Source organism: Pseudomonas sp. AC532, assembly GCF_979258965.1.
The window spans coordinates 999,727-1,015,202 of the sequence record NZ_OZ409888.1; the positions used below are offsets into that span (position 1 = coordinate 999,727).

The window sequence follows — 15,476 nt, forward strand, 5'->3', positions numbered from 1 at the left end:
ATGACCGCTCTGCTCGCCCCCTCCATCCCCAGCTTCTGGCGTGACGATGCCGTGCCCTTTCTGGAGATGCGTTCGATCGAGGACGGTCGTCAGGTCTGCTATGGCCGCCACAGCCATGAGTTCTTCTCCATCGGCGCGATCACTCACGGCCAGAGCACCTACAGCAATCGCGATACGGATTGCCACGTCAGCCAGGGCACCGTGGTGCTGATGAATCCGGGCGATGTGCACGCCTGCAATCCCATCGACGGCGCGCCCTGGTCATACCTGATGCTCTATGTCGACCCGCATTGGCTGGGTCGCTTGCAACAGGCGCAGGGGCTGGTCGATACGCCCGCCTTCCAGCGCTTCGCCTGCATCGCCAGCGAAGACGGCGAGCTCTACCAGGGCCTGCTGCGGTTGCGCGACACCCTCCTCGACCCCAGCCGCGCGGCAGCTGACAAGGCCACCCAGGCGACTACCTGCTTCAGCCTGGCGCTGCAGCGGCTGACGCTGCAGCGACATGACGACAGCATCAACCCGCAACTGGAACAGGCCGCTCGCCTGATACACCAGCACTGCGGCGCAACGCTCACGCTGGACACGCTGTGCGAAGCGGCGCGGCTCTCGCCGTCACAGCTGATTCGCGGCTTCAAGCAGCGCTACGGCATGACGCCCCACGCCTACCTGCTCAACCGCCGCATCCAGTTTGCCCATGCTCGCTTGAAGAGCGGCGCCCCCCTGGCCGAAGTCGCCCTGGAAGCCGGCTTCGCCGACCAGGCCCATTTCCAGCGTACCTTCAAGCAATTCCTCGCCGCCACCCCCGGCCAATACCGCCGCTAGCGACAACCACGCCGCACCTGGCCCAACCCCTTAGCCTGGCGTTGAGCGTAGCGATACCCAGGAGTCACTCGCGAGGCTGCCCCGGTATCGCTACGCTCAACCGCGGGCTACGGCTCTCCGGCGCTTTAATCGGCTTATGCCATCAGCGCGTAGGGCGGACTCAGGAGCGAAGCGAACAGTCCGCCAATTCATGCCGGGCCTGACGCCACCGCAACGGCGTACTGCTTCGCGAGTACGCCGTGCTCTAAGAACCTGTTCAGAATCTTTCAGCCCAGGTTTGTCGATTTTGCCAGCTAAGTGGCGAGAGCAGACGTTCGGTGATTCATTGTGGGAACGGGCCATGCCCGTGATTTTTCGCGGGTATGGCCCGCTCCCACAGCCCGTAGGGTGGACAACGCTTTTTTTGTCCACCATTGCGATAGGTAGTGCGGTGGACGGATCGGGCCGCGCAGGCAAGCGTCGTCCACCCTACGTCTGCTTCTGCCTTGTAGTTGCCGCGTCACGCGCATAAAGATCGTGAACAGGTTTAACGGGCTTATGCCAGCAGCAGGTACCCCGCACTGGCCACCAGCAACCCCGCCAATACCCTATTGAAAACCCGCACCCGCTGCGGCGCCTGCAGATACGGCTGCAAACAGGTCCCGGCGTAGGCCCAGCAGGCCAGCGACAAATAACAGACCACACAATAGATCGCCGCGAACTGCCCCACCCGCCACGCATCGCCATCGGCTGCAAAGGCGCCCGTGCCGGCAATCGCCGCCAGCCACGCCTTGGGGTTGAGCCACTGCATCAACGCGCCGCCTGCGAAGGACGCACCCGCCCCGCCCTCAGCGCTGTGCAACGCGCCGCTATCGACCGCCAAGCGCCAGGCCAGATAGAGCAGAAACGCCACCCCGGCCCACTGGATCGCGGTCGCCAGCCAGGGCAGCCATACCATCAGCTGGTGCAATCCCAGGCCGATCAGCACCAGCAGCAGCGTAAAGCCCAGGGTCGCCCCCGCGACATGCCCCATGGCCACCCGCAGGCCATGTCGAGCACCGGCGCTCAGCGACACCAGATTAACCGGCCCGGGCGAAATGGAAGCGGCCAGCGCGAACGCCGCCATGGACAGATACAGACTCATCATCACGCCTACCTCACTGCTGATCGAGTGAGGCACGTTACGCAGCGCCAATGCGGGCGTATTGAAGAAAATTTGCATGCTCTGAAATGAAAAACCGCGGCCAAACCGCGTTTTTTCATTTACCGATCATCTCTAAATAAGCGGACAGATTTATTTTATACAAATGGCACAGCGCCATAAATAAATCTGTTCCTTTTTTCCCTTAGGTGGCTTCTTCAAAGTGGTTTTCTTTTATACGCTTTATAGATATCCAGAAGTTATCCGGTGGCTCAGGTAGGTTTGTGGTTATTGGTGATTCTTGCCACAAATCTTCTTCGGCGTAGGATGTGTACTCAAAATCAAAATCGTGACTCTTTCCGATTACATAGATGAGCTGTGGTGTGTCGAGGTTATAGTGAATTGAGTAAACGGTAAATCTTGCGCCGGCCTTGTTGCTTTTATCGTGCACTTTCCAAAAGTTAGGAAGCAAATTCCGTGACAATTTCTCTGCAAAGAGAACTGCATTATCGATATCGCTCCACGCAGCCTCAACGGTCTCCTGTGCTCTCGAAAGGTATAGATTAGGGGGCTCATTTTTTGGATGCTGCACGTAGATAAGTCTTTGTCCAAACTGGTATTCACACTGCGATATTGAAGGAGAAACATCCCAGTAGCCGAGCATTGGCTTTGATATTAGGTCAATGACCATGTTTGCAAGACACCTAACGTTTGGTAAAGGGGCGGGCTTTAGTCCGTCCCAGCGAGCGGAGCGAGCGATTTGAACCAGTTGTTATGTGTTTAATACAGCAAGCGTTCATACTTTTGTGGGAGAAGAGCAAACTCACCCCACCCAATATTTTCTATGCAGAGACCTGCTCCGCTTGTTGTTATTTTTCCATACATCAGAACAACTCTTCCGATAGAGTTGTCATCGATTCCTTTTTCCTGCTGTTTCTCATCGGTCAGTTTTAGGTAGAAATCGGCATAGTCGGATTTTTTGTACTTAAGTTTGGTCATGCGGATATTCTGTGGCGTTTTACCTGCATTAGCTGATCGAATGATTCTCCCATAATAAATTCTAGGGATTTCATCTTCTTCTGTTACGGTTTCAATGTTTTTAAGCAGGTCTTGTAGCTGAATGGCATGCTGCCCGTTTGGCATGTAAAAGTATCTGCTGATATTTTCATCGAACTTATTACAAATCCCGCGAATAGTCTTGAATTTGCTCGGCAGCTTGAAAGCCTCCCCTTTGTGCCGACCTATTGGAACATTGGCGGTCGGCCCATCAATCTCTTCTACTTGCGAAGCATCATATTCGGCAGGGCTCTTGTTTGGCGCAATGGGCTTGTCTTTTATAAAGCCTTCTACAATGACAAGCTCCTCATTTTGAATTGCGCGTTTTGCATCTTCTTCTGTCAGATATTTTTTACCTTCTGCCCTCTTGGTGCGAAGGCCGCAATCTGTTTTTGTGCCTCTACTATGAGCAAAGTAGGCTGCTCTTCCGTTAGAGGAAAACTCTTTGTCTTCTGGTGAACGAAAAAGATTTGCGGAGCACTCAGGACAGAATACAAACCCCTTCATTTGTGGGGTGTACTCATCAATCAATATGTTTTCAGAGTTTTTCTTGAGTTGAGCTTTATCTCCGCCTTGGAAAAGCCAGTCCTTGAGATATAGTGCAAATTTTATTCTGTTGTCCATAAGGCTTCCTTGGCTAAGACGGATACACATAACGATTAAGCTAAGGGGCCGGCTTTAGCCGGTCCCAGTGAGCGAAGCGAAAGGTTTGAGCGCATTGTTAGATGCCTAATCATCAAGGCTACCTAGCCTTTTTAACTTATTGAAGTAATAAGACAGCTCATTGTTCGAGCAAATTCTTACTGCGAGTTCTCTGTTTATATCTAAAAACATCACGATGCCAGAAAGATGGCTATAGTCAAGCTTGAACCACTCACCTCTATGTCGGTACTGCTCAAAATTTTTATGTAGAAAGCTTTCGATGTACTTAATTTCCTTGCCTAAATAATCGTCCATGTCGGCTTCTACATAAAACACAACCCTTAGCTGGTAAGGGCAGCCCGTTTGGAGCGTAGATAGTCGTTTTTCTAGGTCGTTAGTTATTCCGATTTTATAATATTTTGTTCTTAGCTGGCGTATTAGGTACAGATACCTTGGTGATTCATCATTGCCTACATATTTTTTATACTTCGCGATAGCTAGCTCTACCTCTGCGTCCGATGCATTTGAATAGTCAAATAGCTCCGCTATTTCAGCATGGTGCTGGTCAGTGAAGTTTATTGATTCGTAGTGAGGGTGGCTGCGATTATTCATAGGCATCTAACGTTTGGTTAAGGGGCGGGCTTTAGCCCGTCCCAGTGAGCGAAGCGAACGATTTGAATCATTTGTTAGGTTAACCTGCGTAAGCTGAAGTTAGCGCAGTATAAAAATCGCTGGCAACAGCATTCTCTTTGCTTGTTATCTCTAATGCTGACGAAGTTGTTATGGAGTGCTTGTTAGGGGATGAAACATACGACCCAATAAGAATTGTATTATCATACTCTCCATCAATTTCTTCATCAGCCCCAAAGTTTACCCATCCGAAATTTGCTTCGCGCAATACTGGCAATATTTGCTTTAGCTGCTCCAGGGTGAAGTTTCTGCCTACGGTGGCAACTTTATCTTGAGGGGGATTTTTTGCTCCAAATGCTCCTGTCACTTGAATTCCGTGGCGTGATAATGAACTTATAAGCATTTGGTCTTTTATAAAATGATGGTTAATTAAAATTTTATACCCTTCCCAGGTGGCGTTTTTAGTTGTTGCGGGAAACTCAGACTTAGCTATGTCTTTGGGGGCGCCAAGTTTATTAATAAGATACTCGTGGTAGAAAGAGTCTTCCTGCATTTCAGGGCGAAATTTTGTTTGCAGTAGAAAAAGAGACAGTATGAATACAGGCACGTTTATTGTGGCTGCAACGACCAAGAAGCCTGCTGCCCAACTAGGTTTCTCGATAAGTACCGCGGTAGAAAGAAACGTACCATTTATTAGAATTAGACCGGCCAGCCAGGCAGCTAGAAGCTGTATTGGCTTATTTATTTTTTGAGGATTTATGGTCTGGCCTTGATTCATTGTCATACCTAACAGTGATTAGACAGAATTCTGCGTTAACGCAATAGTAAAGCGTTCTGTATAAGCGCACCCTACCCGTATTCGCAAAAATCAAACTCCATGGCGATCAACAACTTACCGACCTACAGAACGGCCCCATCTGTATTCGCCTGACTTCCGCATTTTCACGGCCATCACTGCCCTATAAAAATCAGCCCCACCGTGCATTAGCAAAACGACCTCTACGGCATGCAAATGCCGTAGAGGTCGCGCCTTTTATAGAGCCAACCCGTCAGTGCGCCAGCAGCGAACCACCCTTCTTGCCCGCCAGCTTCTCGGGCTTGATCAGGAAGTGCGCCAGCGCCGGCAGCAGCCACAGCGCACCGAACATGTTGACGATAAACATGAAGGTCAGCATCAGGCCCATGTCGGCCTGGAATTTGATCGCCGAGAACATCCAGGTCGCCACGCCGATGGCCAGGCACAGGCCGGTGAACAGCACCGCTTTACCGGTGGAGCGCAGCGTCTGGTAGTAGGCTTCCTGCAGTGGCAGGCCGGCGCGCAGGAAGGTTTCCAGGCGGCTGTAGATGTAGATGCCGTAGTCCACGCCGATGCCCACGCCCAGGGCGATCACCGGCAGCGTGGCGACCTTCACGCCGATGCCCAGGAAGGCCATCAGTGCGTTACCCAGGATCGAGGTGAGGATCAACGGCAGCACGATGCAGACGGTCGCGGCGAACGAGCGGAAGGTGATCATGCACATCACGCCGACGCACAGGTACACCAGGACGAGGATAAGCAACTCCGAGGTGCTGATGACTTCGTTGGTCGCCGCCTCGATCCCGGCATTACCGGCAGCCAGCAGGAATTCCACGTTCTGCGACGGGTGCTCCTCGATGAAACCTTCGACCGACGCCACCGCGCGCTTGAGGGTTTCCGCCTTGTGATCTTCGAGGAACACCAGCACCGGCGCCACCGAGCAGTCGGCGTTGTACAGGCCGTCGGCGCGGGCGATGGAGTTGTTGAGCACGTCCTGGTTGCGCGACAGGGTTTCCCACTTCAGGTTGCCCTCGTTCATGCCCTTGATCAGTTGGCGCGACACGCTGACCATGGAGATCGACGACTGCACGCCCGGCGTGTTGTCCATGGTCCACATCAGCTCGTCCATGGCGGCCATGGCTTCATACGTGGAGCAGCCTTCCGGCGCGGTCTTGACCATCACCACCAACACGTCGGAGCTGGTCGAGTAGTTGCGGATCACGAAGTCATTGTCGAGGTTGTAACGCGAATCCGGGCGTAGCTCCGGGGCGCCCTGATCGAGGTCACCGACTTGCAGGTTCTGCTGCTGGTACCAGAAGCCGCCAATCCCGGCGACCAACGCCAGGGCCACGGAAATCGGCGCCACGCGGGAGCTGGCGAAGTTCGACAACAGGCGCCAGAACGGATGCTCGCTGACCGCATCGCGCTTGCTGCGCTCGACGGCCTTCTTGCTGATGCCGATGTAGGAGATCGCCACCGGCAGCAGGATCAGGTTGGTGAAGACGATGACCGCTACACCGATGGACGCGCCGATGGCCAGTTCGCGGATCACGCCGATATCGATCAGCAGAAGCGTGATGAAACCCACGGCATCGGCGAGGATGGCGATCATGCCCGGCAGGAACAGCTGGCGGAAGGTCAGCCGCGCGGCCATCAGTGGCGTGTCAGCCGCGCTGGATTGCAGGGCGATGCCGTTGATCTTCTGCACGCCATGGGAAATGCCGATGGCGAAGATCAGGAACGGCACCAGCATCGAATACGGGTCGAGCCCGAAGCCGACCGTGTGCATCAGCCCCAGTTGCCAGCCGACCGCTACCAGGGTGGTGATCAGCACGGCGATGGTGCTGCGAATGCACCAGGTGAACCAGTACAGCAGCACGAAGGTGATCAGCAGCGCCACACCAAAGAACAGCGCGACCATGACCAGGCCGTCGATCAGGTCACCGACCTTTTTGGCGAAGCCGATGATGTGCACCTGCACGTCCGGGTTCTGCGCCTGGTACTTGCTGCGGATCTTTTCTTCGAGCTGGTGGGAGAACTGCTGGTAATCGAGCTTGATCAGGCGGCCCTGATCTTCAGGGTCCGGGTAGGACTCGAGCAACGGCACGTCGATGATGCTGGATTTGAAATTGTTGGCCACCAGGCGTCCGATCTGTCCGGACTTGAGCACGTTGCCGCGCAGCTCTTCGAGGCTTTGCGCACTGCCGTCGTAGGTCTGCGGAATCACCTCGCCTCCAGCGAAGCCTTCCTCGGTGACCTCGGTCCAGCGCACGCTGGGGCTCCACAGCGACTTCAAGCCGGAGCGGTCGACGCCCGGGATGTAGAACACTTCGTCGTGGATCAGACGCAGCGTCTCCATGTAGTCCTTGCTGAAGATGTCGCCATCCTTGGCTTCCACGGCGATACGCACGGTATTGCCGAGGTTCGCCAGGTCATTGCGGTGCTCCATCATGTTCTGGATGAACGGATGGCTCAGCGGAATCATCTTCTCGAAGCTGGTCGACGGCCGCACCTGGGTGGCCTGGAAGAACAGAAACAGACTGACCAGCAGGCAGATCGCGATCACCGCCGGCCGGTTGTTGAAGATCAGGCGTTCAAGCAGGCTAGCCTTGTCTTGGTTACTCATCGAACACTACCCCAGCTTGTTATTGTTGGCCTGGATTGGCACCGGTCGCCGAGGCCACGCGTGCGCCGCCCTGCCCCACCAGAATCAGATTGCCGTCGGCACTTGCCGTCACTGCGGCCAGCGACACCCGATCGGCGCGGTTGAAGACGCTGAAGGTGCGCCCGTGGTCGCTACTTCTGAGCACGCTGCCACCGTGGCCAACCACCACGATGCTGCCGTCGCCCAATAGCGCAGCGTTGGCCAGGCCGAATTCCAGGGTGCCGCCGCTGGCGGTGGTCAGCGGGACCTGCTGCCAGTTCTCGCCGCCGTCCGCGGAGTGAAACAGGTGGCCGCGCAGGCCATAGATCAGCAGGCTCTGCGGCTCACCCGTGGCCAGTACCCCGAACAGCGAACCCTCGTAAGGGCCCTCCAGGGTTTCCCAGCTGACGCCGCCGTCCACGGAGCGGAACAGGCTGCCCATCTCGCCGACGATGAACAGGCCGACATTCTCGACCGCGGTGATGGCGTTGAGGTGGTAGGCGTCTTCGTTGTCGAGCCGGTCGCTGACATCTTCCCAGTTGCCGCCACCGTCGGTGGTTTCCAGCAGCGCCCCGTAGGCGCCAACGGCAAAGCCGTGCTGCAGGTCGGTAAACCACAGGTCGAGCAGCGGCGCTTCGCGCTGCAGGTCCTCGAACTGTTTGGCCCAGGTCACGCCGCCGTCGGTGGTGGCCAGGATCAACGCGTCATGGCCGACCGCCCAGCCGTGCTGGTCGTCGAGGAAGAACACGGCGGTGAGCATCTGCCGGGTCGGCACCTTGGCCTGCTGCCAGTCCACCCCATCGTTGTCGGAATACACGATGTGGCCGCGTTCGCCAACGGCCACCAGGCGCTTGCCGGCGTGGGCAACGTCGAGCAGCAGGCTGGAGGCCGCCCTGGCCGAGGGCACCGAATACACAACGGCCTGCTCGGCGACCTGCGCCTGCACGAGGGGCGCGGCACTGGCCAGCAGCACGCAAACCGACAGCACCTGCAGCATCGGCCGCAGGGCTTTGGCGCTCCAGGTGCAGCGCACAATGGGCTCACTCATACACAACTTCCCCTTCTTCTTGTTATTGCCAGCGCCTGCAGAGCGCCCCGTATGCTATTGGCCTTCGCGAATCGTGGTAGCCACCACGATCTGCTGTTTTGTAAGAAAAAGCCCGCGTTATCGACCGCACGAATGAAAGCCTTTGCGCCACCTGCTCAGCGCGTGCCGCGACGTCGCAGCGCGGCCGGCGTGAAGTGGCCGTCATCGACCATCGGCTGGCTGAAGTCGATGGTATCGGGCTCTTCGTTGTCCAGGTTCTGTACGTGGTAGCGACGCGCCTGCAGGTCATGGAACACGTCCAGGGCAGACCAGGTCGTCGGCAGTTCGTAGTAGTTCTTCAGGTAGGCCAGCGACACACGCCACAGCTCACCGCGCCCATCGTACTGATCGACCGCGGCGGCCTGCCAGCTGTCTTCGTCGAGGTACAGGGTGCGCTTGGAATAGATGTGCCGGGCGCCCGGCTTGAGCGTGCCCTCCACGACCCACACCCGATGCAGCTCGTGACGGGTGAACGCCGGGTTGAGGTGACCGACCTGCAGCAGGTCCTTGTAGCTGACCTGGGGGCTGGTGACCTTGTAGTTGTTGTAGGGGATGTAGATTTCCCGTTTGCCGAGCAGCTTCCACTCATAGCGGTCCGGGGCACCGTTGAACATGTCGGTGTCGTCGGCGGTACGCAAGCCGTCAGCGGCAGAGATCGGTGTGTCATACGCGAGGTTAGGCGCACGCCGCACACGGCGCTGGCCGGCGTTGTAGCCCCAGGCCTGGCGCGCTTCCTTTACCTGATCGAGCGTCTCGTGAACCAGCACCGCGCCGCCGGCGAGGCGCGCCGGGCTGCGGGTGAACGACAGGTAATAGAACAGGATGTTGTTGAGGTTGGCGTAGCTGCCTTTGGGGTCATAGAACTTGAACAGCGCTTCCTGCTGCGAGGTGACCAGCGAATAGGCGCCGTTGCGCTGCACCGCCACTTCCGAGGCGCGGCGTACCACGTAGGTGCCGCGGTAGCGGGCGATATGGTTCCACAACGCCTCGACGCCGCTCTGCGGAATCGGAAACGGGATGCCGCCGTAGGCGTCGGCGAAGCCGTTGCCGCCATTGAGCAGCTTCGCGCTGACGGCGTTCTTCGCGGTGTTGTCATAGACCCACTGCGGCGCCGAGCCGGAACGCCGGGTCGCGTAGACCGGCATCTGGAAGGTGTCGGGGTAGGCTTCGAATAGGGCGACCTGCCCTGGCGTCAGGTTATCGCGGTATTGCGCCAGGTTGGCCCGGGTAATGGTGAACAGCGGCTTGTCGCCCGCGAAGGGGTCGACATGGTGCTTGCCAGAGCCCTGATAGCCGGCCGGCGCCTGGGTAATCCCGCCCGTCCAGGCGGGAATGGTGCCCGCTGCGTTGCCGGATTTCTCGGCGCCGAGCGGCGTCAGGCTGGCACCCAGCCTGGCCGCTTCCTGCGGAGAAACCGCTGCCAGACTGTTGCCGGTCAGCAGAACCAGCGCGACGGCAACGCCTTTGATATTCAGCATCCTGTTTCTCCGTGATCAGAAGGAGTATTTGACGTTGAGGCCGATATTGTCGCGGTCACGCACGGCGTTGTTGTTACCGCCACCGGAAAACTCGGTGTACTGCAGCTCCGCTTCCAGGCTGTTCATGTACGCGGCCTTCATACCGACGGTGTACGCCTTGCGGCCCTCGATGAAGTTGCCGGTCTGGTAGGAGTTGCCCTCGAAATCGTCCTTGTAAACGACGAAGGGCGACAGGTTCACCCCGGCGACCACGTCGTTCCAGGTGCCGGACAGCACCAGGGTGTAACCGTAGGCGTTCTTGTTCGCCTGGTAGCTGCGCCCGTAACCGAAGACGTAAGAGGAGTCGCCGCGCCCGACGTAGTAGCGAGTCGACCCATCGTAGGCGGTGTATTGCAGGTCGGTGCCACGCAGGTGCTCGGAAGCCAGCTCGGCCACGCCGGTCAGGCCGTCGAAGCCCAGCGACGGGCCGAAGTTGTAGAGGGTGCCCAGCGAGGCGTTGAACGCCTCGACCCGCTCGTAGTTGTGAATCTGGTCGCCCAGTTGCAGGGTGCTGCCGCCGATGTTGCCCTGCTGCCCCTGCGCCAGTTGCGGTGCCTGGCGCAGCAGATCGCCGAGCAGGTCGTTGGTCGCCGCCACGCCAATTGGCAGGTTGGGTCGATAGGCCAGTTCACCGAACACCGAGGCATCGCCAAGGGTGGTGTTGAAGCTGAAGCCGTACATGCGGATATCTTCGGCGTACTCGCGGCGGGCGGTGACACGGTTGGCGGTATCCACCGTGGCCACGCCGTTCACCAGGCCCAGCAGGGTTTGCGCCACCGGGCTACCGGCACCGGCGGCACTGACCAGAGAGGCGTAATCGGTGAAACCATTGCTGCTGGCAGCACTGGTGATGGCGTCCAGGTCCAGCCCCGTGAAGCCTTCCAGGTCGGCGTATACGGTGGGTTCCTTGGCGTGGTAATTGACGAAGTAGAAGCCGAACTCGGTGGAATTCAGCTGCTCGGCGATGTAACGAAACGCCACGCCAAACTGCCCGTCGTTCCTGGCGTTGAGATCGGAGCCGATGGTGGCAACCTTGAAATAACCGTTGCCGTCCAGGTAACTGTTGCCCTGCAATCCGCCCACGCCCGCGCCGCTCAACGCCGCGTAACCGCCCTGGAAAGCCGGGCTGCCCAGCGCGGCATTGCGGCTGTAGGCTGTATGGCCGCCTTCGGCAAACAGGTCGGTCTCCGAGAAATAGCTGCCCACCGGGTCGATGGCGGTTTCTTTCCAGTTGAACTGGTAGAAGGTCTCCATCGACAGGTTGTCGGTCAGGCCGATATTGAAACTCACCGCCTCGACGGGAATCAGCACTTCCTTGACTTCCGAACCGGGCAACCGGAACCGCGCGCCATCCACCGGGTTGCTGGTATTCACCCCGCCGCGGTAGAACACGCCCTCCCCCCAGTTGAACACCTGACGACCGAGCCGCGCGCTGACCGGGCGTTCGGCGACATCCCAGTTGCCGTAAACGTACGCGTCGAGAATCTGCGCATCGCGCCCGGCCTTGTGCCGGGTGTCGCCGGTAAAGCGGTCATCGCGCGGGAAATTCTGGCTTGGCTGGGCGGCACGCTCGCCGCTGTTGAAATCGTTGCGACGGTCCATGATCTGCGTGTCGTAGAACGCCGTGCCCCGTACGAAGAGCCCGTAGTTCCGGTAGTTCATTTCCAGATCCGAGGTGATCTTGAATACCTCGGAGACCAGCCCGGTGTCGAAATTGCGGTTGCCGTCGTTGAGGTTGACGTCGTCGTTGCTACGGCTCTGCCCCTGCACACGCCACAGCTGACCGTAGGACAGCGTGGTATCGAGCGAGCCGCTGACGTCGTTGTCGGCGAAGCTGAACTCCACCGCCTGGACGGGAACCGCGACCAGCAGCGGTAACACGCTGACCAGGGCATAGCCCGCCTTCGCCGGCACCGGGCGCAAGGCCGGCTCAAAGGACTTGATACGCATCGAATCTCTACTCCGCTGACAGACAGTCGTTTTTCTGATCGGTCTGCTTGGGCAGACCTGTATGGGCGTCGGACTGGCTGGCGTTACTGCCTTATGCAGTGCAACCTTGGTGCCAATTCAAACGATCGTATTAGCTGAAACGGCTTTTCCAGAGCAGTTCCGCTGCGTCTCTTTGTGACTGATCGTCCACTGACCAATAATCCCGATTTCGCGGTACATATCGGCACTTCTCCCCAGAAGTGCAGGCCGAACGCACACGAACGAGCGCGCCTGCCGCCAAAATGCAAGCTGAATCCGGGCGATGGAATCCGTAGAAAGTTGCTTTTTATTTCAGCCGGTAACGTTATCTGTTACCGCTGCGAGCGAGCGTAACAGTGTCACCTGGGCGGCAGATTAGCGACTGCCGCCCAGGAATGAAATCACCTGGGCGCACAGCGTGCGAAGAAAAATGCCGGTTGCCTGTTACTGCCTGATTGCAAGCCGGTGACAGGGCATCACCGGCATGCTGCCGACACTCATGCCAGGCTTTTGCTGACCACCTCATACACATCGGGCGACAGCTCACCGGAGGCGAGAATCCGCTCCAGCTCTGCCTTCATCGCCGCCTGCCGCGCAGGGCCGTACTTGCGCCAGCGAGTCAGCGGCGCCAGCAGGCGCGAGGCGATTTGCGGGTTGAGGGCATTGAGCACGATCACCTGGTCGGCCAGGAAGCGGTAACCGCTGCCGTCCGCCGCGTGGAAGTTGACCAGGTTCTGGCCCGCGAAAGCGCCAATCAGCGCGCGCACCTTGTTGGGGTTCTTGAGGGTGAACGCCGGGTGCTCCATCAGCGCCTGCACGCGCGCCAGGCCCCCAGGCAGGGTGCTGGCCGCCTGCACGCTGAACCACTGGTCCATGACCAGGGCGTTGTCCTTGAACTGCTCGGCGAAGCTTTCCAGAGCCTTGGCACGCTCGGCCTCGAACGGCGAATTGACCAGCACCGCCAGGGCGGTCAGGCGCTCGGTCATGTTGTCGCTGGTGTCGAATTGATCGAGCGCCGCAGCCAGTACCTGGGGCTTGCCACTGAGCATCAGGTACGACAGCGCGATGTTCTGCAGCGCACGACGGGCGAAATGCTCGGCCTCGGCCACATACGGCGTGGTACGCGAGACCTCGCGGTTGGCCTGGTAACGCTGCCACAGCGGCTCGAACAATGCGTCGGCCAGTTGCTGGCGGGCGAACTCACGGGCGCCGTGAATGGCCTCGACGTCGGCTACCTCGCTGATCTCGGTCAGGTACGCCTCGCCCGGCAGGGAGAGCATCTCGGCGACCATCGCCTGATCCAGCGACGGGTCTTCGAGCAGGGTACGCAGAGCGGTTACCAGGCGCTGATCGAGCACCAGCGACTCACCGCGCTGATGCTGGCCGATCAACGCCTGCAACACCTGCACGCTGAGCTGCTGGCCGGCTTCCCAGCGGTTGAAGCCGTCACTGTCGTGCTGCATCAGGAACATCAGCTGATCGCGGTCGTAGGCGAAGCTCAGTTTGACTGGCGCGCTGAAGCCACGCAGCAGCGACGGCAATGGCCTCTCGGCGACGTCGACGAAGGTGAACGACTGCTGCGCCTCGGTCACCGACAGCACGCGGTTGCTGCCAGCAGCCGCCGCCTCGCCCTGCAGGCGCAGCGGCAAGTCGTTGCCCTGAGCGTCGAGCAGGCCAAGTTCCACCGGAATAACGAACGGCAGCTTGTCGCTTTCGCGCTGCCCTGGCGTGGCCGGGCAGCTCTGGGCGAAGGTCAGCGTGTAGGTTTTAGCGGCAGCGTCGTAGCTGTCGCTGACGGCCAGGCGCGGCGTGCCGGCCTGGGTGTACCAGCGCTTGAATTGGGTCAGGTCGATGCCACTGGCATCTTCCATGGCCTTGACGAAATCGTCGCAGGTCACGGCCTGGCCGTCGTGGCGCTCGAAGTACAGGTCCGAGCCTTTGCGGAACGCCTCGGCGCCCAGCAGGGTGTGGATCATGCGCAGGACTTCGGAACCTTTCTCGTAGATGGTCAGGGTGTAGAAGTTGGAGATTTCCATGTACGCATCAGGGCGCACCGGGTGGGCCATCGGGCCGGCATCCTCGGCGAACTGGTGGGTACGCAGGTAGGCGACATCCTGGATACGCTTGACCGTCGCCGAGTTCATGTCAGCCGAGAACGCCGCATCACGGAACACCGTGAAGCCTTCCTTGAGCGACAGCTGGAACCAGTCGCGGCAGGTCACGCGGTTACCGGACCAGTTGTGGAAATACTCGTGGGCGACGATCGCCTCGACGCGCTGGTGGGCGGCATCGGTGGCGGTTTCGGCACGGGCCAGCACGGCGCTGGAGTTGAAGATGTTGAGGCCCTTGTTCTCCATGGCGCCCATGTTGAAGTCGTTGACCGCGACGATCATGAAGATGTCCAGGTCGTACTCGCGGCCATACACCTCTTCGTCCCACTTCATGGACTTCTTCAGGCTGTCCATGGCGTGCTGCACCTTGTCGATGTTTTCCGGCTCGACATAGATGCGCAGGGTCACGTCACGGCTGCTCATGGTGGTGAAGGTGTCTTCCACGCACCACAGGTCACCGGCGACCAGGGCGAACAGGTAGGCCGGCTTCTTGAAGGGGTCTTCCCAGGTCGCCCAATGGCGGCCGTCGTCTTCCTCGCCGCTGGCGATCGGGTTGCCGTTGGACAGCAGGATCGGGTACTTCTGCTTGTCGCCGCTGAGCGTGGTGGTGAAGCTGCTCATCACGTCCGGGCGGTCGAGGTAATAGGTGATCTTGCGAAACCCCTCGGCCTCGCACTGGGTGCAGAACATGCCGCTGGACTTGTACAGCCCTTCCAGCGCGGTGTTGCTTTCCGGGTGGATACGCACGGTGCTGTCGATGACGAAACTGGCTGCGGTCGGCTGCAGGGTGAGGTGGCTGTCGGTCAACTGGTAGTCGCCTGCCCCCAGCTCGCGGTCATCGAGCTTGAGTTCGAGCAGCTCCAGCTGCTGGCCGTCCAGCACCAGCGCCGGCAGCTCGGCGGCCAACTCGGGGTTGCGGCGCATCACCAGTTGGGCATGCACCAGGGTGTGATCTTCGAACAGCTCGAAGGTCAGGTGGGTTTCGTCGATCAGGTAATCCGGTGCCTGATAGTCTTTCAGGTAGATGGTCTTGGATTGTTCGGTGCGCATGGGAACCTCTTCGATGCCACGCCAATGTGCGCG

General features: G+C 58.9%; 11 protein-coding genes. 1 reads left to right on the forward strand and 10 read right to left on the reverse strand.

Annotated elements, in window-relative coordinates; genetic code table 11:
* Positions 1 to 822: an AraC family transcriptional regulator gene (locus ACZ0AV_RS04800; RefSeq protein WP_499149980.1), complete on the forward strand. Its 822-nt coding sequence runs from the start codon at positions 1 to 3 to the stop codon at positions 820 to 822.
* Positions 823 to 1,357: 535 nt separating this feature from the next.
* On the opposite strand, the gene ACZ0AV_RS04805 is transcribed toward ACZ0AV_RS04800, so the two are convergent.
* The 10 genes from ACZ0AV_RS04805 to pepN form a co-directional block, all read right to left on the reverse strand.
* Positions 1,358 to 1,945, reverse strand: a complete 588-nt coding sequence (locus tag ACZ0AV_RS04805) for a LysE family translocator (RefSeq protein WP_499153296.1) — start codon at positions 1,943 to 1,945, stop codon at positions 1,358 to 1,360.
* A 202-nt stretch (positions 1,946 to 2,147) separates the two neighbouring features.
* The gene (locus ACZ0AV_RS04810; RefSeq protein WP_499149981.1) at positions 2,148 to 2,633 is read right to left on the reverse strand and encodes a hypothetical protein; all 486 of its coding nucleotides are present in this window, start codon (positions 2,631 to 2,633) and stop codon (positions 2,148 to 2,150) included.
* An 89-nt stretch (positions 2,634 to 2,722) separates the two neighbouring features.
* A complete protein-coding gene (locus ACZ0AV_RS04815; RefSeq protein WP_499149982.1) occupies positions 2,723 to 3,622 on the reverse strand; it encodes a hypothetical protein in 900 nt (299 codons plus the stop codon).
* Between the two features lie 105 nt (positions 3,623 to 3,727).
* Positions 3,728 to 4,252, reverse strand: a complete 525-nt coding sequence (locus ACZ0AV_RS04820) for a GIY-YIG nuclease family protein (protein WP_499149983.1) — start codon at positions 4,250 to 4,252, stop codon at positions 3,728 to 3,730.
* Between the two features lie 79 nt (positions 4,253 to 4,331).
* Positions 4,332 to 5,048: a hypothetical protein gene (locus ACZ0AV_RS04825; protein ID WP_499149984.1), complete on the reverse strand. Its 717-nt coding sequence runs from the start codon at positions 5,046 to 5,048 to the stop codon at positions 4,332 to 4,334.
* A 271-nt stretch (positions 5,049 to 5,319) separates the two neighbouring features.
* The gene (locus ACZ0AV_RS04830; RefSeq protein ID WP_499149985.1) at positions 5,320 to 7,692 is read right to left on the reverse strand and encodes an efflux RND transporter permease subunit; all 2,373 of its coding nucleotides are present in this window, start codon (positions 7,690 to 7,692) and stop codon (positions 5,320 to 5,322) included.
* Between the two features lie 19 nt (positions 7,693 to 7,711).
* Positions 7,712 to 8,758 (reverse strand): WD40/YVTN/BNR-like repeat-containing protein, encoded by a 1,047-nt coding sequence (locus ACZ0AV_RS04835; RefSeq protein ID WP_499149986.1) that lies wholly within the window; start codon positions 8,756 to 8,758, stop codon positions 7,712 to 7,714.
* Between the two features lie 155 nt (positions 8,759 to 8,913).
* The gene (locus tag ACZ0AV_RS04840) at positions 8,914 to 10,275 is read right to left on the reverse strand and encodes a DUF1329 domain-containing protein (RefSeq protein WP_499149987.1); all 1,362 of its coding nucleotides are present in this window, start codon (positions 10,273 to 10,275) and stop codon (positions 8,914 to 8,916) included.
* A 15-nt stretch (positions 10,276 to 10,290) separates the two neighbouring features.
* Positions 10,291 to 12,264, reverse strand: a complete 1,974-nt coding sequence (locus tag ACZ0AV_RS04845) for a DUF1302 domain-containing protein (RefSeq protein WP_499149988.1) — start codon at positions 12,262 to 12,264, stop codon at positions 10,291 to 10,293.
* A 515-nt stretch (positions 12,265 to 12,779) separates the two neighbouring features.
* A complete protein-coding gene (gene pepN, locus ACZ0AV_RS04850) occupies positions 12,780 to 15,443 on the reverse strand; it encodes an aminopeptidase N (protein WP_499149989.1) in 2,664 nt (887 codons plus the stop codon).
* Positions 15,444 to 15,476: the final 33 nt, after the last annotated feature.